General features: G+C 62.9%; 23 protein-coding genes. 12 read left to right on the top strand and 11 right to left on the bottom strand.

All coding sequences use genetic code 11. The annotated features are described in order from the left end of the window. The first annotated feature begins 592 nt into the window (after positions 1 to 592). Positions 593 to 1,798, top strand: coding sequence for a DNA-binding protein (locus tag BN2476_RS23645; RefSeq protein ID WP_087736579.1), 1,206 nt, complete (start codon positions 593 to 595; stop codon positions 1,796 to 1,798). A 79-nt stretch (positions 1,799 to 1,877) separates the two neighbouring features. Here BN2476_RS23645 and BN2476_RS23640 read toward each other — a convergent pair whose 3' ends face one another. From BN2476_RS23640 to BN2476_RS23630, 3 genes are all read right to left on the bottom strand, one after another. Further along, positions 1,878 to 2,936: a tyrosine-type recombinase/integrase gene (locus BN2476_RS23640; RefSeq protein WP_087736578.1), complete on the bottom strand. Its 1,059-nt coding sequence runs from the start codon at positions 2,934 to 2,936 to the stop codon at positions 1,878 to 1,880. A 108-nt stretch (positions 2,937 to 3,044) separates the two neighbouring features. After that, positions 3,045 to 3,434, bottom strand: a complete 390-nt coding sequence (locus BN2476_RS23635) for a DUF2471 family protein (protein WP_087736666.1) — start codon at positions 3,432 to 3,434, stop codon at positions 3,045 to 3,047. A gap of 89 nt (positions 3,435 to 3,523) precedes the next feature. Next, entirely contained in the window at positions 3,524 to 4,138 is a 615-nt protein-coding gene (locus BN2476_RS23630) for a helix-turn-helix domain-containing protein (RefSeq protein WP_087736577.1), read from the bottom strand. 160 nt (positions 4,139 to 4,298) lie between these two features. Between BN2476_RS23630 and BN2476_RS23625 the strand changes: the two genes are divergently transcribed. After that, positions 4,299 to 5,498, top strand: coding sequence for a glycine C-acetyltransferase (locus BN2476_RS23625; protein WP_087736576.1), 1,200 nt, complete (start codon positions 4,299 to 4,301; stop codon positions 5,496 to 5,498). An 18-nt stretch (positions 5,499 to 5,516) separates the two neighbouring features. Continuing rightward, positions 5,517 to 6,545, top strand: a complete 1,029-nt coding sequence (gene tdh, locus BN2476_RS23620) for an L-threonine 3-dehydrogenase (RefSeq protein ID WP_087736575.1) — start codon at positions 5,517 to 5,519, stop codon at positions 6,543 to 6,545. Between the two features lie 13 nt (positions 6,546 to 6,558). Here the strand turns inward: tdh and BN2476_RS23615 are convergent, their stop codons facing one another. Beyond that, entirely contained in the window at positions 6,559 to 7,206 is a 648-nt protein-coding gene (locus tag BN2476_RS23615; protein WP_087736574.1) for a YceI family protein, read from the bottom strand. A gap of 128 nt (positions 7,207 to 7,334) precedes the next feature. On the opposite strand from BN2476_RS23615, the gene BN2476_RS23610 reads away from it, so the two are divergent. The 4 genes from BN2476_RS23610 (at position 7,335) to BN2476_RS23590 (ending at position 10,437) form a co-directional block, all read left to right on the top strand. Then, a complete protein-coding gene (locus BN2476_RS23610) occupies positions 7,335 to 7,967 on the top strand; it encodes a TetR/AcrR family transcriptional regulator (RefSeq protein WP_087736573.1) in 633 nt (210 codons plus the stop codon). Positions 7,968 to 7,989: 22 nt separating this feature from the next. Beyond that, on the top strand, positions 7,990 to 8,466 hold the full coding sequence (locus tag BN2476_RS23605; RefSeq protein WP_087736572.1) for a nuclear transport factor 2 family protein: 477 nt from the start codon (positions 7,990 to 7,992) through the stop codon (positions 8,464 to 8,466). A 215-nt stretch (positions 8,467 to 8,681) separates the two neighbouring features. Then, positions 8,682 to 9,209, top strand: coding sequence for a hypothetical protein (locus BN2476_RS23600; protein ID WP_087736571.1), 528 nt, complete (start codon positions 8,682 to 8,684; stop codon positions 9,207 to 9,209). A gap of 358 nt (positions 9,210 to 9,567) precedes the next feature. Further along, entirely contained in the window at positions 9,568 to 10,437 is an 870-nt protein-coding gene (locus BN2476_RS23590; protein ID WP_087736569.1) for a LysR family transcriptional regulator, read from the top strand. A gap of 27 nt (positions 10,438 to 10,464) precedes the next feature. Here BN2476_RS23590 and BN2476_RS23585 read toward each other — a convergent pair whose 3' ends face one another. Further along, positions 10,465 to 11,451, bottom strand: coding sequence for a zinc-dependent alcohol dehydrogenase family protein (locus tag BN2476_RS23585; protein WP_087736568.1), 987 nt, complete (start codon positions 11,449 to 11,451; stop codon positions 10,465 to 10,467). Positions 11,452 to 11,867: 416 nt separating this feature from the next. Beyond that, positions 11,868 to 13,646: a hybrid sensor histidine kinase/response regulator gene (locus tag BN2476_RS23575; protein ID WP_087736566.1), complete on the bottom strand. Its 1,779-nt coding sequence runs from the start codon at positions 13,644 to 13,646 to the stop codon at positions 11,868 to 11,870. A 229-nt stretch (positions 13,647 to 13,875) separates the two neighbouring features. Here BN2476_RS23575 and BN2476_RS23570 point away from each other — a divergent pair, with 229 nt between their 5' ends. After that, positions 13,876 to 14,286, top strand: coding sequence for a GFA family protein (locus tag BN2476_RS23570; RefSeq protein WP_087736665.1), 411 nt, complete (start codon positions 13,876 to 13,878; stop codon positions 14,284 to 14,286). A gap of 151 nt (positions 14,287 to 14,437) precedes the next feature. On the opposite strand, the gene BN2476_RS47250 is transcribed toward BN2476_RS23570, so the two are convergent. After that, on the bottom strand, positions 14,438 to 14,590 hold the full coding sequence (locus BN2476_RS47250) for a hypothetical protein (protein ID WP_162849262.1): 153 nt from the start codon (positions 14,588 to 14,590) through the stop codon (positions 14,438 to 14,440). Between the two features lie 261 nt (positions 14,591 to 14,851). Between BN2476_RS47250 and BN2476_RS23560 the strand changes: the two genes are divergently transcribed. From BN2476_RS23560 to BN2476_RS23550, 3 genes are all read left to right on the top strand, one after another. Then, positions 14,852 to 15,202 (top strand): hypothetical protein, encoded by a 351-nt coding sequence (locus tag BN2476_RS23560; protein ID WP_087736564.1) that lies wholly within the window; start codon positions 14,852 to 14,854, stop codon positions 15,200 to 15,202. Between the two features lie 189 nt (positions 15,203 to 15,391). Beyond that, the gene (locus BN2476_RS23555; protein ID WP_087736563.1) at positions 15,392 to 15,673 is read left to right on the top strand and encodes a DUF6723 family protein; all 282 of its coding nucleotides are present in this window, start codon (positions 15,392 to 15,394) and stop codon (positions 15,671 to 15,673) included. A 164-nt stretch (positions 15,674 to 15,837) separates the two neighbouring features. After that, positions 15,838 to 16,578 carry an SDR family NAD(P)-dependent oxidoreductase gene (locus BN2476_RS23550; RefSeq protein ID WP_087736562.1) on the top strand — a complete coding sequence of 247 codons (741 nt, stop codon included), beginning with the start codon at positions 15,838 to 15,840 and terminating at the stop codon, positions 16,576 to 16,578. A 192-nt stretch (positions 16,579 to 16,770) separates the two neighbouring features. On the opposite strand, the gene BN2476_RS23545 is transcribed toward BN2476_RS23550, so the two are convergent. Beyond that, positions 16,771 to 18,069, bottom strand: coding sequence for a sugar efflux transporter (locus BN2476_RS23545; RefSeq protein WP_087736561.1), 1,299 nt, complete (start codon positions 18,067 to 18,069; stop codon positions 16,771 to 16,773). Positions 18,070 to 18,312: 243 nt separating this feature from the next. On the opposite strand from BN2476_RS23545, the gene BN2476_RS23540 reads away from it, so the two are divergent. Further along, on the top strand, positions 18,313 to 18,879 hold the full coding sequence (locus BN2476_RS23540; RefSeq protein ID WP_087736560.1) for a nuclear transport factor 2 family protein: 567 nt from the start codon (positions 18,313 to 18,315) through the stop codon (positions 18,877 to 18,879). Here BN2476_RS23540 and BN2476_RS23535 read toward each other — a convergent pair. From BN2476_RS23535 to BN2476_RS23525, 3 genes are all read right to left on the bottom strand, one after another. Beyond that, positions 18,876 to 19,742, bottom strand: a complete 867-nt coding sequence (locus tag BN2476_RS23535; protein ID WP_087736559.1) for an LD-carboxypeptidase — start codon at positions 19,740 to 19,742, stop codon at positions 18,876 to 18,878. The genes BN2476_RS23540 and BN2476_RS23535 overlap by 4 nt on opposite strands. After that, the gene (locus BN2476_RS23530; protein ID WP_087736558.1) at positions 19,739 to 20,266 is read right to left on the bottom strand and encodes an ankyrin repeat domain-containing protein; all 528 of its coding nucleotides are present in this window, start codon (positions 20,264 to 20,266) and stop codon (positions 19,739 to 19,741) included. The genes BN2476_RS23535 and BN2476_RS23530 overlap by 4 nt, the downstream gene beginning before the upstream one ends. Before the next feature lie 282 nt (positions 20,267 to 20,548). Continuing rightward, complete coding sequence (locus BN2476_RS23525; protein ID WP_087736557.1) at positions 20,549 to 21,013, bottom strand: hypothetical protein; 465 nt, start codon at positions 21,011 to 21,013, stop codon at positions 20,549 to 20,551. Positions 21,014 to 21,133 lie beyond the last annotated feature (120 nt).

Below are 21,133 nucleotides of genomic sequence, written 5' to 3'. Positions count from 1 at the left end.
CACCCGCTTCTACCGGCGACGGAGGTACACCAATCAGCGTTGGCGGGCCATTGATCGATCTAACCTCCCGAAAGCGCTCACCTTTGGCCAACTGGCCAATCTTTGGTGTTCCCGAAGCCACTCACGACCCTTCCCGAGCCGGCTCACCCGTCTCCCCGAACCTCATCACTGCGCGATCCCGCGAAACCTCACCACGTCTCCCGTAAAGCTTCACCTAATCCCGCGCAGCGCCTTGCCCCATAAGGCTTTCGTCGGGCGTTAACGTCTTTAACTAAGGTTCAAAGGTGTTTACTTTTATTACTCTCAACACGTGCCCCGCGAGCTTCCTCGAAGACCACAAACCCGGCACCACCCACCCGCTCCGTGAAACAGTGCCAAAACATCGGTCAATCACCTAAAATGCCGTCATAACAATGACTTATCGACTACGCTTCGATTTGTTTCACGAAGACGCTCATCGATCCCGGTTCGCTGCGCCGAATTGCGTAGATATCAAGCCTTCGTTGCAGGAATGACGCGCGTCGAATGAAATTCGTAACAAACGCTACGTAAATTGTTATGATTCGTCGACTTCCGCGACCTTGAGGCAGCCATGAATCTGGACGAAGAGCGCCAGTCCATCCGAAAAGAACTCGACACGCTGCGCGCGAATGGCGCGCGTCGTCAGGAATTGTCGCTTCACGCCTGCAAACGGCTCTTTTTTGATCTCGGCATTCGGCCATCGATGGCCGCCGTGCGTGAACTTACGCAGACGGGCAGCGCTAGCGACATACCAAAAGACGTCGACAGCTTCTGGGAGCGCATACGCTCAGTATCGCGTGTACGAATTAGCGGTGGCGCCATTCCAAAATCGCTCGAGGAACGCGCGGGTGAGTTGCTTGGCGCGTTATTCGAAGACGCGTTGGCGCATGCAAGGGCCTCGCTCGATGAAGAACGCCAAGAACTAAGAACGTTACTTGCCGCTGCCGAGCGAGACTCACACGAGGGCAAGATCCGACGCGAAGTTTCCCAAGAAGCCATTCAGCGCAGCGAAGTCCGCGCTGACGCTGCATGGGAACGCGTACGCGTGCTTGAGACTCAACTCGCCGCAGCCAACACCAGCGGATCAGCTTACCAGGAAGGACTGAAAGCATCCGTTCGCCGGCTTGAAGCCGAAAACGAGTCGCTACACAGGCGCGTGGATGTCGAGCAATCGGCGAATGCAGGATTGCGCGATCGTCTCGACGCCCTGCAGGGGGAAATGCGCCAGAACACCGAACACTATGCGCAACAGATCAAGGACGCGGTGGCCGAAGCCGAACGCCGCGTCAAGCCGATGCTGGTGGAGCTCGATTCGTTACGCGCGATGGCAACGACCTATCAGGCAGGTGTGCGCGATGCGAGCCGAAAGGAATTCGATTTCATTCAGCAACTCGCGGCCGCGAAAGCACGGGGCGATCGGCTTGACGCGCAGCTGCGCGAACAGTCGGAGGAACTCGATCTGTTGACGCGCCAGATGGCTGCGCTGCGCGCTCAGCGGGGCATCAGCCCCGCCATTGCGGATCTGCTCTGTCATCTGGCGAGCGCAGGAAGGCTGAGTGCCAATGAACTCGAGTCGATCGGAACAGCCGTCGACGGGCACGTCACAATCCCGCTCCGTTGTCCGAAATGCGCTGATGGTGAACCCGAACTGTCTCAGGTCGACGGCCGTTACGAGCTGCTTTGTCCGGAATGCGAGCATTCATCGGGGACGGGTAGCTCGCGGCTGACGGCCGTGACGCGCTTCATGTCGCCAGCGCAAAGCGCTTCCTTGTCCTGATCGGATCGCTTTCAGTAACCCAAAAGCGGCCAAAGTGAGTTTTTTCGGGACCGCGTAGGTGAGGGTTTACGGGATACGTCTAGTCGTCGTCCCGCGTGTCGTCGGCACTCGCGGGAGATACGGCAGACGTTGCGAGCTGTCTTTCTTCGTCGAATTTCTGTTGTTCAGCCCAGGTTTTCCATGCGCGATGCAGCCGATTCGCGGATACAGCCTGGGCGAATCCTAGCCATTGCCCGACGACCTCGACTTCCATCCCACTTTCGAACAGGTCCGCTGCGAATGAGTTGCGTAGCGTATGCGGGCTTGCGCGAGCTTCCCGGGAATGGCCAATGCCCGACGCTTCCGTCAACGCGTCGACGGCTCGCAGCATAGTCGCCTTGTGCATCGGCCGCCCGGATGGCGATGCCGGGAAAACCAGATCGCCCGGCAATTCCGCCTGCTTGCGTTCTTCGAGCCATGTGTCGAGGATCGAAACGGCGAACGGCGCCAGGCGTGTCCGGCGCGTAAAAAGCGGGTTCGCCGCTTCGATCACGATCCACGGCGAACAGGCCGTCACGCAACCAAGCGCAAGTGTCCGCGCTTCGCCCGTCTTGATGCCGCCGCCGAGAAATACGGCAATCAATGCACGATCCCGACGCTCGCGCCAGCGTTGCGCCGGTGACAGATGCGCGACAGACGAAGAAAGATGCGCGATCAATGCGGAACGTTCTGCGGCCGTGAGAAAACCTGTCGGCTCGTTGTCACGCGCGTTGCGCCATTCCGCTTCGCCATCCTGAGCGATAAAGCGCGCCGGGTTCGTGGATGCGAGTTCGATTTCGCGCACATGATCGAGCACACGTTCGATCAACCGCAAATAGCGGGCGCGCTGCGGTTTGCGTATCGAGAGTCCAGCAACGAATTCGGCAATCGAGCGCATGTCGACGGTCACAAGGTTTTTGTGCCGAGCCTGCAGCCATTCGAGGAAAAGTCCCCACTGAGCGCGATAGACCTCCGCCGACGAATTGCGGAAATTCTGACTCGCAAGCCAGGCGTCGAATGCGGTGCGCGGGTCGACGAGCCAGTCCTGACGTTCCTGATCGAACAGGTCCGTCGCATCGGGTGACGGGCCGATGGAGCCAACGGGATTGGCTGAGGGCATGGTCTGTCCTTCCGTTAGTTGCGTGAAACGATTGTAGTCGGTGACTTTACGCGCATAAACTCCCGGCGCCGCCCCTCCTGATACCTCGAAGCCGACGCCGAATGCCCTTCACCCGCCCCAAGCCCGGCGGACACTTCCACTCGCCGCTCGCCGCGTCGGAGTTTCGCTCCTCGATTTCTGCGCTTCGTCATACGCCGCAACGGCAAACGCAAACACAGCGGGCAGCGCATTCGACCGCCCGAAGTCCACGGGATCATCCGTCTCGGGGAATTGAAAATCGGTTGGCCGTTGAAACAGCGCGAGCATGAACGGATCGTGCCGGCTGGCAAAACCGAGATCGGCGAGTGCTTCCGCTTCGATGGCATGCAGAAGACGCCAGGTAAGCGGCACCCGCTGCACGATGTAACGCGCGGCGATATGCCGGACGATATGCTCAAGGTCGCGCGCGGCCGACTTGAAGCGCAGCGCCGCCAGATCCTGTTCTTGCTTGATGTTCATTTCTTCGGCTCCCGTCAGTCGCGTATACTGTACAAACATACAGTATCGGCCGCAACCTGGTGTATTGCCGAAGAACCGGCTGCGCAGGCCTAACCGTGGATCACGACCAGCAAGGCCTTCGCTTCACCCTTACCGGCATTGCGAATCGCATGCGGTTCGTCGGCGACATAGCGTGCCGTATCCGCAGCCTTCAGACGTTTCGTCGTCCCCGCCGCGTCGATATCGATGACGCCGTGCAAAACCGTCAGATGTTCGCGCGTACCCGGCTCGTGAGCGCTCGACACCAATGCGCCGCCCGCCTGGAGCGTCAATTCATACCATTCGAATTTGCCCGCCAGCTCGATCGGCCCCCACACGCGCAGCTGATATCTGGCGTCGTGACCGCTCAGCGTCGGGATGTCGTGCGGACCAGAAACCGCAATCGGCTCCGGCGCCTTTTGTGGCGCAAATAGCGAATCCAGACTGACGCCGAGCGCATTCGTCAGCCGCCACGCGACGGCGATCGTCGGATTCGCCTTGTCGCGTTCAATTTCCGACAACATCGATTTCGACACGCCCGCTGCGCGCGACAGATCGTCGAGCGTCATCTTGCGTTCGCTGCGCAACCGTTGAATTTGCTCGCCGACGCGCGGTGGCGCGGCAGCCGTTTGCGCTGCGGTGACGGCCGTGCCCGACGCCCCCCGGCGCATTCCCGAACTTGCCATTTCCAGACCTATCGTTTAGAGTTGTTCGACATATCGAACTTTAGTTCGAAAAAACGAAAATTTCCGATAAAAGCCGATCGCCGACTATAGCAGGCCTCCGCGTCGCTGCACATCGTGCGTTGATGTTGGTTGAAAAGTCGGCCATTCAAGGAGCCGTTTCATGCGTGACCCTTTCCTCGCGCATCTGCGCAACACGCTCGACCAGATCCGCGCCGATGGTTTTCACAAGACCGAGCGCGTGATCGCGAGCCCGCAATCGTCCGACATCCGTCTCGACAGCGGCGCCGATGTGCTGAACTTCTGTGCGAACAATTATCTCGGCCTCGCGAACGATGCGCGCCTGATCGCTGCCGCCAAAGAAGGGCTCGACAAGGACGGCTTCGGCATGGCGTCGGTACGTTTCATTTGCGGCACGCAGACTGTTCACAAGGAACTCGAACGTGCGTTGTCCGCGTTTCTGAAGACGGACGACTGCATCCTCTATTCGAGCTGCTTCGATGCAAACGGCGGCCTGTTCGAAACGTTGCTCGACGATAACGACGCAATCATCAGCGACGAACTGAACCACGCGAGCATCATCGACGGCGTGCGGCTGTCGAAAGCGAAGCGTTACCGCTACAAGAACAACGACCTCGCGGATCTCGAAGCGAGACTGCGTGAAGCCGATGCGGCGGGTGCGCGCTTCAAGCTGATCGCGACGGACGGCGTCTTTTCGATGGACGGCATCACCGCCGACCTCGCAGGCATTTGCGATCTCGCGGACCGCTACGGTGCGCTCGTGATGGTCGACGATTCGCACGCCGTCGGCTTTATCGGCGAGCACGGACGCGGCACGCCCGAGCATTGCGGCGTGATCGATCGCGTCGACATCATCACGGGCACGCTGGGCAAGGCACTTGGCGGCGCTTCAGGTGGCTACGTCGCGGCGCGCCAGGAAATCGTCGATCTGCTGCGGCAGCGTTCGCGTCCGTATCTATTCTCGAACACGCTCACGCCGAGCATCGCGGCCGCATCGCTGAAAGTGCTCGAACTGCTCGCGAGCGACGAAGGCAGGCAGTTGCGCGAACGCGTCCGCGAAAACGGCGCGCACTTCCGTCACGCGATGAACGCGCATGGCTTCACGCTCGTACCGGGCGAACATCCGATCATTCCCGTGATGCTCGGCGACGCGCAACTCGCATCGAACATGGCCGATGCGCTGTTGAAAGAAGGCGTGTACGTGATCGGCTTCTCGTATCCCGTCGTGCCGAAGGGCCGCGCGCGGATTCGCACGCAGATGAGCGCCGCGCACACGGCGGAACAGATCGATCGGACCGTCGACGCGTTTGCGCGTGTAGGCCGTTCGCTTGGCGTGATCTGAAACGGGACATCAATTGCAATGAAAGCACTGGCAAAACTCGAACGCGCTCCGGGCCTCACATTGACCCGCGTGAAGAAGCCCGAAGTGGGTCACAACGATGTGATGATCCGCATCACTCGCACTGCGATTTGCGGCACTGACATTCACATCTGGAAGTGGGACGACTGGGCACAAAAAACGATCCCTGTGCCGATGCATGTCGGTCACGAGTACGTCGGCGAAATCGTCGAAATGGGCCAGGAAGTGCGCGGCTTTTCGATCGGCGATCGCGTCTCGGGCGAAGGGCATATCACGTGCGGCTTCTGTCGCAACTGTCGCGCGGGGCGCCGGCATCTGTGCCGCAACACCGTCGGCGTCGGTGTGAATCGCGAGGGCGCGTTTGCCGAATATCTCGTGATTCCCGCGTTCAACGCATTCAAGATCCCGCCCGAAATCTCCGACGATCTCGCCGCGATCTTCGATCCGTTCGGCAACGCGACACACACGGCGCTCTCGTTCAATCTCGTCGGCGAAGACGTGCTGATTACAGGCGCGGGGCCGATCGGCATTATGGCCGTGGCGATCGCGAAGCACGTCGGCGCGCGCAACGTCGTGATCACCGACATCAACGATTACCGGCTCGACCTCGCGCGCAAGATGGGCGCGACGCGCGCGGTGAACGTGTCGCGCGAATCGCTGCGCGACGTGATGAGCGATCTACGCATGACGGAAGGCTTCGACGTCGGCCTTGAAATGTCGGGCGTGCCGAGCGCGTTCACGTCGATGCTCGAAGCGATGAACCATGGCGGCAAGGTCGCGCTGCTTGGCATTCCGCCCGCGCAAACGGCCATCGACTGGACGCAGGTCATCTTCAAAGGCCTCGAAATCAAGGGCATTTATGGCCGCGAGATGTTCGAGACCTGGTACAAGATGGTCGCGATGCTGCAAAGCGGACTCGATCTATCGCCGATTCTCACGCATCGCTTTGCCGTCGACGATTACGAAGAAGCTTTCGCGACAATGCTCTCAGGGGAAAGCGGAAAAGTCATCCTCGACTGGACGGCATGATGACTACGCGCGTTCAGCTCGCGGGCGGACGCGCGGCCTCTGTCTGAATGACGACGTGAATGTCATCGCCCACGGCGGGATACCACGTCGTCAGACCAAACTTCGAACGGCTGAACCGGCCGTCCGCGGAAAAGCCGAGCGTATCGGCTTTTGTCAGCGGATCGCGTCCATAGCCGTTGAACGTCACATCGAGCGTGACCGGCTGCGTCACGCCGCGTATTGTCAGATCGCCCGTCAGCTTGCCGCGCGCATCGCCTGTGCGTTCGAAACGCGTGCTGACAAAACGGATCTGCGGATTGCGCTCGACATCGAGCATGTCCGGACCCTTCACCATCTTGTCCAGTAGCGCGACGTGCGTATCGATGCTCGCGGCGTCGATCGTCACCGTCACCTGGCTCTTGTCGAGCCCGCCTTCCTTCCAGTCGAGCTGACCTTCCACACGATCGAATCGCATCGTGAAGCGCGTGTACTTCAAGTGATCGACATCGAACGTGATGCTCGTGTGATGTGGATCGAGGTTGTACTGGCCGGCGGGCACTCGCGCTTCCGTTGCCGTGACAGTGTGCGTGACGACCTGCAACGGCGTGCACGCGCCCAACGTCGCGGCGAACACAGCGGCACACACTGCAACAAGCGCAGGACGGCGAAAAACGATGCTCATGACACTCATCCTTTTGAACGATTACCCAACACGATAATGCAAGCCGCGCGAACGCGCCGATAGCGGACTGGACATCGCACAGCGAGCAAAAACTTGACGAGGGAGAATGATCGTTCTACCCTTCACGCATGACTACCTCCGATGACACTACCTCCAGCGCGCGCGAACGGCTGCTCGACGCAACGGAAGCCCTGATCTACGCGGGCGGCATTCACGCAACAGGCGTCGATGCAATCGTCCGGCAGTCGGGCACGGCGCGCAAAAGCTTCTACACGCACTTCGAATCGAAAGATGCGCTGGTGGCGGCCGCGCTCGAAAGGCGCGACGAACGCTGGATGACATGGTTCAGCGAAAGCACGCTGCGCCGTGGCAAGCATCCGCGTGCTCGCCTGCTCGCGATGTTCGATGTATTGCGCGAATGGTTTGCGTCGGAATCGTTTCATGGCTGCGCGTTTCTCAATGCGTCGGGCGAGATCGCTTCGCCTGACGATCCGATTCGCGTCGTCGCGCGCGAACACAAGGAGCGTCTGCTCGAATTCGTGCGCACGCAATGCGACGAATACGTTGCGTCGACAGGCGGCGACGGACGGCGCGCAGCGCGTCTGTCGCGTCAATGGCTGATCCTGATCGACGGCGCGATTGGCGTCGCGCTCGTGAGCGGCGACCCCGATGCGGCACTCGATGCGCGCGCGGCCGCCATGCATCTGCTCGATGCCGCAAGTGAAAGCACCCGTTCGCCGAACGGGCGAAGGTCCACCTGACGCAGTTCAACGAGGAAACATCATGGCCGAAATCGAAAGACGTCCGCCCGTCCCGCCGTTCACGCGCGAGACGGCCATCCAGAAAGTACGCGCCGCAGAAGACGCATGGAATACGCGCGAGCCGGAACGCGTGTCGCTCGCTTACACGCCGCAAAGCAAATGGCGCAACCGCTCGGAGTTCCCGACAGGGCGTGCCGAGATCGTCACGTTCTTGCAGCGCAAGTGGGCCAGGGAACTCGACTACCGGCTGATCAAGGAACTGTGGGCGTTCACCGATAACCGCATCGCCGTGCGCTTCGCCTATGAGTGGCACGACGATTCGGGCAACTGGTTCCGTTCGTATGGCAACGAGAACTGGGAGTTCGACGAGAACGGACTGATGGCTTATCGGCACGCGAGCATCAACGACAAGCCGATCCGCGAAGAAGAACGCCTGTACCGCTGGCCGCTCGGCCGTCGTCCGGACGATCATCCGGGGCTGTCGGATCTCGGCCTTTAAGTCTCACGCATGTTGCCCAGGTGATTGCGCGTTCAACGCATTCACCTGGCTGTCATCGTTCTTTCGCTATCGTTGCCGTCTGCGAGCGCGTTGTCGTTCCGAGCGCACACTCCACATCAACATCATGGTTGTGGGGTACAGTGCGCGACTGGAAAGCAATTCGACACTCATTGCGACATCGATGACGCCGGCGCGCGACCGGTCGCGGAGAACACATGCCGTTTGGAAAGATCAAGAACAAGATACGTCGTGCGTGCGTGGCGGGTGTGATAGCAGGTATCGGTTTGATCGGGGCGTCGGGCGTGCGCGCGGCCGACTGGTGCAGTGGAGGCGTGTGGGTCGATGCGATGCTCGCCTCGTATCACATCAACCCGGACCCGGGCACGCACTTCGAGCAGTTCAATCCAGGGCTCGGCCTCGAATGCTGGCTCAACGGGCAATGGGCGCTGACGGGGGGCGGGTTTCGCAATTCGTTAAGCCGTCCGTCATGGTACGGCGGCGCCGTCTGGGCACCCGAGTTCGCGCACTTGGGCGTTATCCGCCTGGCTGCGATGGGCGGCATCATCTCCGGATACAACTACGGCAGCTGGGGCCTCGGTCACGATCACACGATCGGTCCCGTCGTCGCGCCCATCGTGATGGTCGAATATAAGCGCGTCGGCGCGAACTTCATCGTCGTTCCGCCAATTCCTTCCGACCACCTCCCGTTCACGATCGGCTTCCAGGTGAAGATGAAGTTCTGAGCGTGCTTTCACTGAGTGCGCAAGTTGTACGCGTTCGCGCGGCTTAGGTGAGGTTTTACAGGACCCGCGCCGATGGTGATCGCCAAGCGCAACACGCGATTCACCTCAAGCGCAAAAACGACGCTAAAACAAGGCGTAAATCGTTCGGCTCGCATGTGCGAGCGCGTATGAAACAGTCGCGCATCGCGTCAAAGGTGAGCTTTTACGGGTATCGAATCGCAAGACGCCGTACTCCCGAAAGCTCTCACCTTTGCCACGCAACCGCGCGCGATCCACCCACGCGACGATCACCGCAAGCGTGCCGTCGCCCGTCATAATCGCAGGCAACGCGATCGATCGCATGCAGCGAAGAGCGTCTATGAACGATTCGAAACTGGACTGGAGCGACGTGAGAATCTTCCTCGCGGTCGCTCGCTGCGGCACGCTGGGCGCGGCTGCGCGCCAGCTCGGACAGACGCAGCCGACGATGGGCCGCCGCTTGCGTGCGCTCGAAGAAGCCATCGGCCACACGTTCTTTCAACGCACGGCCGATGGCTTCGTGCTCACCGACGAAGGCCAGGCCGTTCTCGTCTACGCCGAGCGCATGGAAGAAGAAGCGCACGCGTTCATGCGATCGCTCGCGGGCAGCGAGCAGCAATTGTCAGGCGGACTGCGCGTCTCGTCGTCGGACTGGTACGGCATTCACGTGCTGACACCTGTATTCGCGGAGTTTCTGGCGCGTCATCCGCAGATGTCGATCGAGCTGATCACCGATTCGCGCCGCTACAACCTCGCGCGCCGCGAAGCCGATCTGGTGTTTCGCATCACGCCGTTCGACGAACCCGACATCATCCAGCGCAAGCTGATGCATATGGATTACGCGCTCTACGGACGCACGGATCTCGTTGCGCCCGTGCGCGGCGACGGCAAGGGCCGGTCGCTGATCACGATGGATACCGCGTTCGGCGAATTGCCCGACGTCGCGTGGATCAGGCAGATGCTGCCGAACGCGCACATCGCCTACGCGAGCAACAACCGCGGCGCGCAGGCGCGCATGTGTGCCGAAGGCGGCGGCTTCGCGGTGCTGCCGTGTCCGCTCGGCGACAACACGCCGGGCCTGCGCCGCATCGATCTCGGCGAAGCGCCGCCAGGCCGCGATGTATGGCTCGCCTATCATCGCGACCTGAAGCGTCTCGCACGTCTGCGTGCGCTGCTCGATCTCGTGGTCGAACGGCTCGCGAACGTGTGAGCCGCCAGCAGCCTATCAATCAAACCATCAATCGATTTCGACGACGATCTTGCCGCGCGCGGTGCGCTGCGTGATCGCATCGTATGCGCGCTCGGCAGAGGCAAGATCGAAGCGGCGCGGATCGACGCGCGGCGCGAGCTTGCCTTGCTCGGCAAGACGCGTCGCCTCCTCGAGCATCTCGCCATGATGCGCGCGATTTTTGCCCGTGAGCAGCGGATAAAGCGTGAACACGCCCGAGTACGTCGCCTCGCGAAACGACAGCGGCGCGAGCGCATGCGTGCCCCAGCCGAGCGCGCTCACCACATGGCCGAAATGCCTGACGGCCGCAAACGATGCATCCAGTGCCGCACCGCCGACGGTATCGACGACGAGATCGAATCCTTCGCCATTGGTCAGTTCGTCGACGTACTGTTCGACGCTGCGCGCCGAATAATCGATCGGCGTTGCGCCGAATCGCGCGACGACATCGTGATCGCGCGCGCTTGCCGTCGCGAAGACGCGAGCGCCGAGCGCGCGCGCAAGCTGAACCGACACATGCCCGACGCCTCCCGCTCCGCCTTGCACGAGCACGGTTTGACCGGCACGCAGATGCGCGCGCTCGACGATGCCCGAGTACGACGTGATGAACGCGAGCGGCAACGCGGCGGCTTCGCGCATCGACAGACTGGATGGCTTGTGGGCGAGCAGTTGCGCATCGACGGCCGCGTACTGCGCGAGTGAACCCTGGATGCCGCCGACGCCGCCCGTCATTCCGTACACCTCGTCGCCCGTCCTGAACGCAGTCACGTCCGCCCCGACCGCGACGACCACGCCCGCGAGATCGATGCCGAGCACGAGCGGCAACGGATGACACGCATGGGCCGCGTTGCCCACACGGATCTTCGTATCGAGCGGATTCAGACCGCTTGCGTTGATTCGCACCAGCACCTGGCCGCGCGCGGGCTCGGGGATGGGCAGCGTCACCCGTTCGAGCGGACCGTTGTACTGGTTGAGCACGAGGGCTTGCATGGACATGATGGGCTCCTGCCGTTAGATGTTTGCTGCGGACGCGAGACATCATCGGCCAAGCCGGAACCCTGGTAAATCAACGATTTAGCACGAGGGCCAAACGGAAATGCATGGCGTCAAAGAGAGAGCGCGCGCTGGATCGGCCCTGCCGGATTCTTCGCCGGTTCCTTACCTGGGTCTGCGAATGGAACGCAAGTTCGATGAAGAGCGTGCCATCAAGGTGAGAAGATTCGGGAGTGAGGCGGAAGCGCTTCGAGCGCGCACCGATGCCAGTCGCAAACCCTTGTTCCATAAGGTTTTGCGGGCGGCATCAAGAGTGCGTCGAAGTGCGCCGCGCGGTCATAGGTGAGGGTTTGCGGGACTAAGGAAAAGTGACACCGATGAACACACGCCGGCTCACCTTCGCGCCATCGCGCATTACATCAGACAAGACCGCTGACGTTTCTGCCGTCGCGATGCGACAGCACATCGGCGAGCCGTTCCATCGATACAGGCTTCGTCAGGTGATAGTCGAAGCCTGCCGCGAGCGCGCGCGACTTGTCCGATTCCGACGAGTAGCCCGTCAGCGCGATCAGGAACATATGCGCGAGGTCCCGGTTCGAGCGGATCGTGCGCGCCACTTCGAAGCCGTCCATTTCCGGCATGCCGATATCGATGATGCCGACTTCGGGCATTTCCTTCGCCGCGACCCGCACCGCTTCGCGTCCGCCGCGCGCGACGATCACGTTGTGGCCTTCGAGTTCGAGCAGCAAGTGCAGCGCGTCGAGCGCATCGGCGTTGTCGTCGACGAGCAGAATGCGGCTCGGCGCGGCGCTCGTCACGACGGGCAGATCTGCAGCGAGCCTTGGCTCGCCATCGAGAATCGGCAGACGCAGCGACACGATCGTGCCGCGCCCGACGCCCAGGCTGTCGAGCGCAATCGTGCCGTCGTGCAGTTCGACGAGCCGCTTCGCGACCGCGAGCCCGATGCCGAGACCGCCTTCGGAGCGGCGCATGCTCGACGGCGATTGCGCGAACAGTTCGAACACGTGCGCGAGCGCTTCGGGACTCATGCCGACGCCGTTGTCCTCGATGATGATCGACACGACGCCGCCGAGTTCGGGATCGACGGCCGGGCTATCCGTATCGACCTGCACGCGCAGCCGCAGCGTGCCGCCCGCAGGCGTGTACTTCGCGGCGTTGGACAGCAGATTGCCGACCACCTGGCTGAGCCGCACATGATCGGCGCGCACATAAACGGGCTCGTCGAGTCCTTCGATCACGAGCCGATGCTTGCGTGCGTCGACGTGATGCTTGAGCGCCGTCACGGCGTCGTACACGATCTCGTTCAGCGACGTGCGGCTGTACTTGATCGCGAGCTTGCCGTGGCGCAGCCGCGCGGCGTCGAGCAGATCGTCGACGAGCGTGCGCAACTGACGCATCTGCCGCTGCGCGATCGCGAGCACTTCGTTAGCGGGCTTTTCGCCCGCGCACAGCACCTTGAGCGCGGCGATCGAGCTGTCGATGGGCGCCATCGGATTGCGCAGTTCGTGGCCGAGCATCGCGATGAATTCGTCGCGCCGGCTCGCCGCATCTTCGAGCGCACGTCGCGCCTGTTGCGCGGCGGCCGCTTCCGCTTCGGCCGCCTGTTGCGCATCGAGCAGCGTCAACGCCGCGCCCGCGAGCACAGCGAGATTGCCGAGCAGACGCACGTCCTCGCGGTCGAACTGATGGTCGTCGTGCGAGGCAACCCAGATCGCGCCTAGCTGTTTCGAGTCCGCGCTGCGGGAGGGAATCGGCGTAATGATGCCTTCCATCATCATCGCGCCGGCTTCGCCCAGGGCCGTGAAGTACCGCTGCGGATCGACGAACAGTTGCGGCGCGCCGAGCTGAAGCGTCACGCCGCAAGGGCATTCGGCCCACGCCGTCGTCTGGCCTTCGAGGCCCGCGCAAGCTCCCGCGACCGCGCGCCAGCGGAATACGGCTTCGCCTTCGCTCGTCGTTTCGAGCAGGCTGATGCCGGCGCTGCCCGCGCGGCACGATGCGAGCGCGGCATCGGCGATGGCTTGCAGCAGCGTGTCGCGGCGTCCCGTTTGCGCGCCCGCAACTGTGACAAGCGTTCGCACTTCGGCGGCATGGTCGGGTGCGCGCGCGGGGCGTTCGCTCAGGTCGCCAGTACGCAGGACGCCTGCACGGCGGGCGCTTTCGATGCCGTCGCTCATGGTGCTGGAAGAGTAATGGTTAGCGACGGTCAGATCCACTCATAGGGGTCTGTAGCCGGCGTCAATACGCTCGTGTGAAGTGGCCGGCCAGGCGGCAAAACAGCGGTCCGACCGTTACCGAAGTATAGGCCTTGCACCCATACAGGTGCCCGGATTTCGTGGGGTTGGCAACGTTTGACGCCGACTGGCTCCGTGCAGCAGGATGAGGCTTCACCTGATGGAGGACACGATGAGTCACGAGTCCCGGCAGCAAATCCATGAAGGCGGTTGCGCATGCGACGCAGTGCGGTTTCGCGCGGTGGGCGCGCCGATACGAGTCGGCATGTGCCATTGCATGACATGTCGGCGCGTGCACGGATCGGCATTTGGTTCGTATGCGATTTTCCACCGTGACGCCGTGGCTTTTACGGGCAGCACGCGCGAATGGCGAAGCTCCGAACAGGGGCGGCGTCACTTCTGCCCGGCGTGCGGATCGGTCGCGTTCATGATGTACGCAGATCGTGACGAAATAGCGGTGCCGCTTGGCGCGTTCGACGAGACGGGCCTGTTCGAACCGGACTACGAACTGTGGTGCATTCGCAAGGAACCGTGGCTGCCGCGCGGCGTGCGCCCGGAGTACGACGAGGAGCGCACGCGGTAGCGCGCGCGTTTCGCGTCTTGCGTAAGGGATAGGAAAGCTGGAAAGGGCGCTGGAAAGAAAAAGGCGCCGCCGGCTGGGCTCGCTCGCCGAAGCCGTCGGCGCGTCACGCGGGCCGATCGCTCCGCCCGCGTCTCGAGCAAACGATGCGAGCCTACTTCTCGCTCTTCTTCGGAATCTTCGCGCCGGACTTGCGCGCCTGATTCAGCGCAATCGCAACGGACTGCTTCTGCGATTTGCCCGCCTTCTTTTCCGTCTTGATGTTGCGCGAGATGGTTTCCTTCGACGTGCCTCTCTTCAGTGGCATGGCGTTCTCCTTTTTCGATCGATATGGCAAACGCGCAGCCATTTCGCTGCGTCATCAAGCGTATTCGAGCATGCATCGTTCCCGGCAGAGGCATGCGCCTCTCGCGCTGGCGATCGCGGATTACGCATGGACGTGCATGCGAATCTGCGCATCGGGTGCAGCCGTCGAGCGCGGTCTCGAAGCACAGTTGTGAAGCGCCGCAGACACAGCGGAACGGGGTTTGCTGAGCGTTTCCGGACAGGCTGAACAAAGGAGCATGTCGTGAACACGGTTTCCATTGCAGGCGGCGCGACGGCGGCAATCTTTGCCGGTGCGTCGGTCGCCGCGCCGGTGGTCGTGCCGGTAGTTGTGCCGCTAGTTGTGCCGGTAGTCGCGCCCGTAGTCCATTACGCGCAGACAGACTCGCATCTCGCGACGCCGAGCGACAAGCCGATATCGGCGCCTGGCATCACTTCCGGCGAACTGAAGACGCCGCAGCCACAGCAGTCGTCGACGCCCGGCATGACGGGCGCGGCCGCATCCGACACGGGTGTCCCCAATCCGGGCCGCACCCGCGGCGACCAGCGCTTGCCGGGCATCGGCAAGCCGGGCGGCGGCGCCAATGTGCATTGACGCCGACGGCGCACCGACGCTGCGAGCGGCCGTACAGCCTGAACCGACCCGCAATGTGCGCGCCCCGCACCTGTCACGCGAGGTCACGCGAGGTCACGCGAGGTCACGCGAGGTCACGCGAGACATTGCGCCATTTCACCGAAATGCCGGCAACAAGCCGAGACGGGCATTCAACCCTGGAGTTGCAAGATGACAAGGCCACGGATGATTTTCCCGAAAGCACGCGACACTGTGGCCTCGAAACCCGAGTCGCCGGACGACTATCAGATCTACGCCACCTACCGCCGCACGACGGAAGGCTCATACATGGGGCAGTTGAAGGTCGTGCGCAAAACGGACGGGCGGCTGCTGTTCCCTTTTGCGGGCGCGCCCGACATCGGGCCGTTCATCGACGGCGATCAGGCGCGCGAGGCCGCGCAGCGCCACGGCGAAGCGGTCGTGAGATCGGACCTCGACAACCCCGAGCCTTGACTCCGTTCGCGATGGCGGGCGGCCGCATCCACTTCTCGCTGATCGGAAAAACGGTCGCTTCCGCGCGTGTCGTTTCACCGGCAGCCGTTCGCGTTCGGTGCCTATAATCGCGCGACGATTTCAATGCGCCGTGCTGCACGGCGCGTGGACAACGGAGAGACGCGATGAAGCGGAATAGCGCAATGGTGATCGGCGTAGGCGCCGAACTCGGTCTGGGCGCGGCGCTGTGCAGAAAGATCGCGGCGAACGGATATCACGTGATCGTCGCGGGCCGCACCCAGGCGAAGCTCGATGCCGTGACGAAACACATCGCGGGCCGTGGCGAATCGGCGGAATCGTTCGCGATGGACGGTGCATCGGAAGCCGACGTCATGCGTCTGTTCGACAAGGCGATGTCGCCGCCCGACGATATCGACGTGCCTTCGCTCGTCGTCTACAACGTCGGCAACAACCGCTACGTTCCGTTTTGCGATCTGACGCAAGAGCAGATGGAGGACTTCCTTCGCTCGGGTCCCGTCGGCGGCTTTCTGGTTGGACGCGAGGCAGCGCGGCGGCTCGCGCCGCTCGGACGCGGCACGGTGATCTTCACGGGCGCATCGGCGAGTCTGCGCGGCAAGCCCGGCTTCGCGCACTTTGCGGCGGCAAAAGCCGGACTGCGGATGGTGGCGCAAAGCATGGCGCGCGAGTTCGGGCCGCTCGGGCTGCATGTCGCGCATGTGGTGATCGACGGCGGCATCGACGGCGAGCGTCTGCGCAATGCGCGTCCGCAGGCGGCGACCGAGCGCGGCGAGAACGGACTGTTGAATGTCGACGCCATCGCCGAGGCGTACTGGCAGATTCATCTTCAGCACCCGTCCGCGTGGACGCACGAAATCGATCTGCGGCCGTTCAAGGAGCCGTTCTAAGCGATCGAACGCACGCGCGAGCTTGACGTCAACCTGCACCCATACGGCCCCATCCGATCCTACTGTTCATCGCTTGATGGCTGCTCGCAAGCGGGCGTGTTCGCTTGAAGGTGAGGGTTTTCGGGAGCGCGTGACATGTGTTGCATTGCTGGCGCGTCGGCGATGCAGCAGGTGCATCGTCGCATGGCGCACTCATTGCGCCGGATGCCGCCAGTCGTCCCACAGGTCGCGCATGCGTTGCGCGATGCGCTTCCACGGTGGATCGGCGAACAGGATGAGTGCGCCGAGCGCGAGGCATCCGCAGACGAGGAACGTCCCGCGATAGCCAAGACCCGCGACGAGCACACCCGACAACACGCCCGACAGAATCGAGCCGACCCGCGACGCGTTGAAGAACAACGCCGTGGCCGCGCCGGGCGAGCGCGGCATCAAGTCCTGCATGTACGTCATGCCGAGACACGACGTGACGGCCACGACGAACGCATTGAACGCCTGCATCGGAATCAGCAGGTTGACCGTTCCCGCTGCCGCGACGGCAATGAAATACACGACATGCACGGCCGCACAGGCCGCGAGCCAGTTCAGCTTGTTGAGCGTGGAGCCGCGTGCGCCGAGCGCGAGCATCATTGGAATTTCGAGGAACGCGCCAAGGCCGAGCATGATCGACACGTCGAGCCGCGTGCCCTTCATGCCGTGCACGACATAAAGCGGCAGCACGATCATCGTCGCGTTGGCGGCAAGACCGATCAAGGTCAACGCGACGATGGAGCGCCAGATTTGCCGCTGCGTGCCGGGCGCATGGGGCGGCGAGGGCGGCGGCGCTTCGGCGGGTTCGGGCGTCGTCACTTCGAGCGATGAGGCGGGGTCGCCCGCGTAGTGTGACGGCGCGCTGTGCGGATCGCCGGCTGGCGATTGGCGCATGCGCCATACGATCGCGCAGCATGCGGCGAAGCTCGCGGCAGCGAACAGAAAGAGCCCATAGAAGCCCGCGCCCGCGAGCACGAGCGCGCCCACCGACGGGCCGAACACCCACGCCATCGACAGCACCGTGCGCAGCGTCGCCAGCGCGAACGCGCGCTCCGCTTCGTCGTGCACGGGCAGCGCGGCGCGAGCAAACGAGAACACCAGCGACATCGCCGAGCCGCCCGCGCCGAGAAACGCGACGCCGATTGCAAGTAGCGCCTCATAGTTGCGCACGAAACAAAGCAGCAGAAAGCCGAGCGATGCGGCGATCAACGCCGCGAGGAGCAACCCGCGATGATGTCCATGTTTGTCGGACCACTTGCCTGCCCACGCGCTAGCGATGACGCCGCTTGCTGCGATCAGTGTCATGAACAGACCGAGCTTCAACGGCGTCATGCCCGCCTGCTCGACGCCGAACAGCGATAGATACGGCGCCGTGAACGACATCGCGATGCCCAGCATCAGCGTCGCGCCGGCAAGCGGCATGAAGGAATGGATGCGCGTGAGACGGCCGAAGCGGGAGTTCATCGAGGGCGCGTGTTCGAACTGTGGGATGCATGCGCGAGCGGGACCGCGGCAAGGAAGAGGCATTGTCGAACGCGAGCGCTCCACGTGCAACGCCCGTTTCGTCAAGTTGTGTCATGTCGTGCAAAGAATGCGCGTGGCATTCGAGAGAAGGCGAGAGTCCGTGCCGGCGTCAAGGGCAAGCGAGGCGCAACGACACGAAGGGCTTAGACTGATCGGCTCGTTCTTATCGACATGGTTTGACCGATGGCCAATCTCAAAGACGCAATCGAATCGTACGTCTACGCGAAGGACGGCAATCGCCCGCATCTTCTGACGGATGCGTTCGCACACGACGCATCGCTTGCGATGACCGTGAAGACAACGGCCATCGCGTTTCCGCAGCAGACACATGGACGCGATGCGATTGCATCGGTGCTGGTCAGCGATTTCGCGCAGAAGTACGAGAACGTTTATACGTTCTGTGTGGGCGCGATGCCCGTCGATGGGCAGCGCGAGTTTTCATGCGACTGGCTCGTCTGCATGACGGAAAAGGGAACGGGCGCGGCGCGCATCGGTTACGGCCGCTACGACTGGACGGGCGATTCGCATGCGCGCTGCCTGACGCGGCTGCACATCACGATCGAAGAAATGGCGACGTTGCCGAAAGCGTCCGCCGGCAGCCTGTTGCGCTGGGCGAGCCGCTTGCCGTATCCGTGGTGCGCGCGCGAGTCGCTGATGGCAAATGCAGCAAATGCAGCAGACGCAGCAGACGCAGCAGACGCGCCCGACATCTACATCGTCCAGCGCGTTCTCGCGCAACTGGCCCGCTAGCGAACCAGCTGATCGCCTTCGAGCACAGCGTGCGCGCCATACGTCCATGCATGATTGCGCGAGCCGTGACCGAACGGAAAGCCCGCATAGATCGGCACGTCATATGGCTTGAGCAGATCGACGAGCATGTCGTGCAACGTAAAGTCCGCGTTGTCCGGCAGCGGACAGCGGATGAAATCGCCGAGCACGAACGCACGCGCCCCATCGAATACGCCCGCTTCGCGCAACTGCATCATGCTTCGGTCGATGCGATAGGCGAACTCCGTCACGTCTTCGAGCAGCACGATCGCGCCGTTGCAGCGCGCCTGCCATTGCGTGCCCGCAAGACTGGCGAGCACGGTGATGTTGCCGCCCGCAAGATGGCCTTCGACGCGCGGCGTGCCCGAACCATGCAGACGTTGCAGCGGAACAGGCGCGGCGCGTTCCTCGCGCAACTCGGCGAGCATGCTGTCGCGCGACGCGTCGTCGTGTTTTGTCGCGAGCCCGTTCAAGGTCGGACCGTGGATGACGCGCACATTGGGCATGCCGTGCAGCGCGCCGAACAGCGCAGTCGCGTCCGAAAAGCCCACGACCGTCTTCGCGCAAGGGACTTCCGGCGGCAGCGCGTGCAGGCAATAGACGCTGCCATAACCGCCGCGCGCGATCCACACGATATCGACGGATGGATCGGTCAGCGCGCGGTGCAGATCGGCGGCACGGTCTTCGTGCTTGCCCGCGTGATACCGATAGCGGTCGCGCACATGCGCGCCCACCTGCACGCGCAGCCCCCAGCTTTCGAGCAGCGCGATGCTGTGCTCGACGTGCTCCATATCGGGCACGCCTGCCGGCGCGACGACGGCGACACTCTTGCCCGCGAGCTTCATGCGCCCGCCTTCTTCGCGAGCAGCGCGGCCGTGTCGGGCGCGCCCATGCGGCTCGCGGCATCGGCGGGCGAGACACCGTTCGCGTCGCGCGCGTTCGGATCGGCGCCATGCGCGAGCAGCAGTTCGACCATTTCAGTGCGATTGAACATCGCGGCGATCATCAGCGCGGTCCGCCCATCCGGCGACGCACCTTCGACGTCCGCGCCGTGCGCGAGCAAGGTCTCGACGACGTCCTTGAAACCCTTGAACGCCGCGCCCGCGATGGGCGTCTGTCCGTTGTCGTTGCGCAGGTTCGGGTCCGCGCCGCGTTCGAGCAGCACGCGCACGGCATCGGCGTGACCGTGATAGGCGGCGAGCATCACGAGGCTGTCGCCTTTCTCGTTGCGCAGATTCGGCGGCGCGCCTTTCTCGATGACGGCGGCCAGCATGTTCGCTTCGCCGCGGCGCGCGCAGTCGAAAATTTCGCGCGCTACTTCGAGCAGATCGGGATCGATGTTTTCGGGGCTGCGCTTGTCGTCTGTCATGAAGCCTCTCCGCTGTCGATGGGAGTTGGCGTGTCGACGGGAGTTAGCGCTTCAGCGCTTACTTCCGTCCCATGCTTACTCCCGTCCCATGCAGTTTCTCCGCGGTCGACGGGAGGGCGCCTTAGCGCTTACTCCCGTCCCATACAAGATGGTTGCAGTGATGGTGCGGCCGCTCGCGCGGCGTGTCGGTAACAGCAGAGGATACAGGCAATGTGCGCTTGCCGCTGTCGATGCGCTCCGACCCCAACGGTGAGAAGGTTCGGGAGCAGGGAGTCGTCGTTGTCAGGCCTGCTTGCGCAGCGTCGGCTCGGCGCCGCCGTTCGCGATGATGCGGTCGAGCCGGGCGCTTGCATCCGTCAACGCGCTGAGGGGCGCGCGCTGCAATTGCGCGTCGTAAGTGCTGACGATGTGCGCGAGCAGCTCGACGTGCGCTTCGTCGAGACGCCATTCGTCCGTCGCGCGGCCGTGATCGAACGTGGCGGCCATCGCCTGATCGGCGGTTCGCAATTGCTCGTACGTCATCGCGCCGTAGCCGAGATCACAGAGAAAGCCGGTGAGCAGCATCGTCTGCGTGAGCGTCTGCGCGGCGCTCATGCTGCCCGCGCCGCGCCGCAGCGCGTCGAGCGCGATGTGGACGGGCAGGATCAGCTCGGCGGCCATGCTGCGCGGGATCGGCAGCAGCAATGCTTTCGCCTGCCGCGCGCGCGCCGCCTGGTTGCCGCCGGGAAACGGAATGGTCTTGGCCATGTCGCCTGCGAGTAGTGGGAATGCTCTCGCGATAACGGCGCGTGGCGGAAAAGATTAAGGGTTGTTTTCGCAAATTCGCAAACGTTTGTCGAAGGTCGACTTTCCGCTTCGGCCGCGCCG

The sequence above is a fragment of the Paraburkholderia piptadeniae genome (assembly GCF_900007165.1).
GTDB lineage: Bacteria > Pseudomonadota > Gammaproteobacteria > Burkholderiales > Burkholderiaceae > Paraburkholderia > Paraburkholderia piptadeniae.
This window is presented reverse-complemented; position numbering and strand designations above follow the sequence as displayed.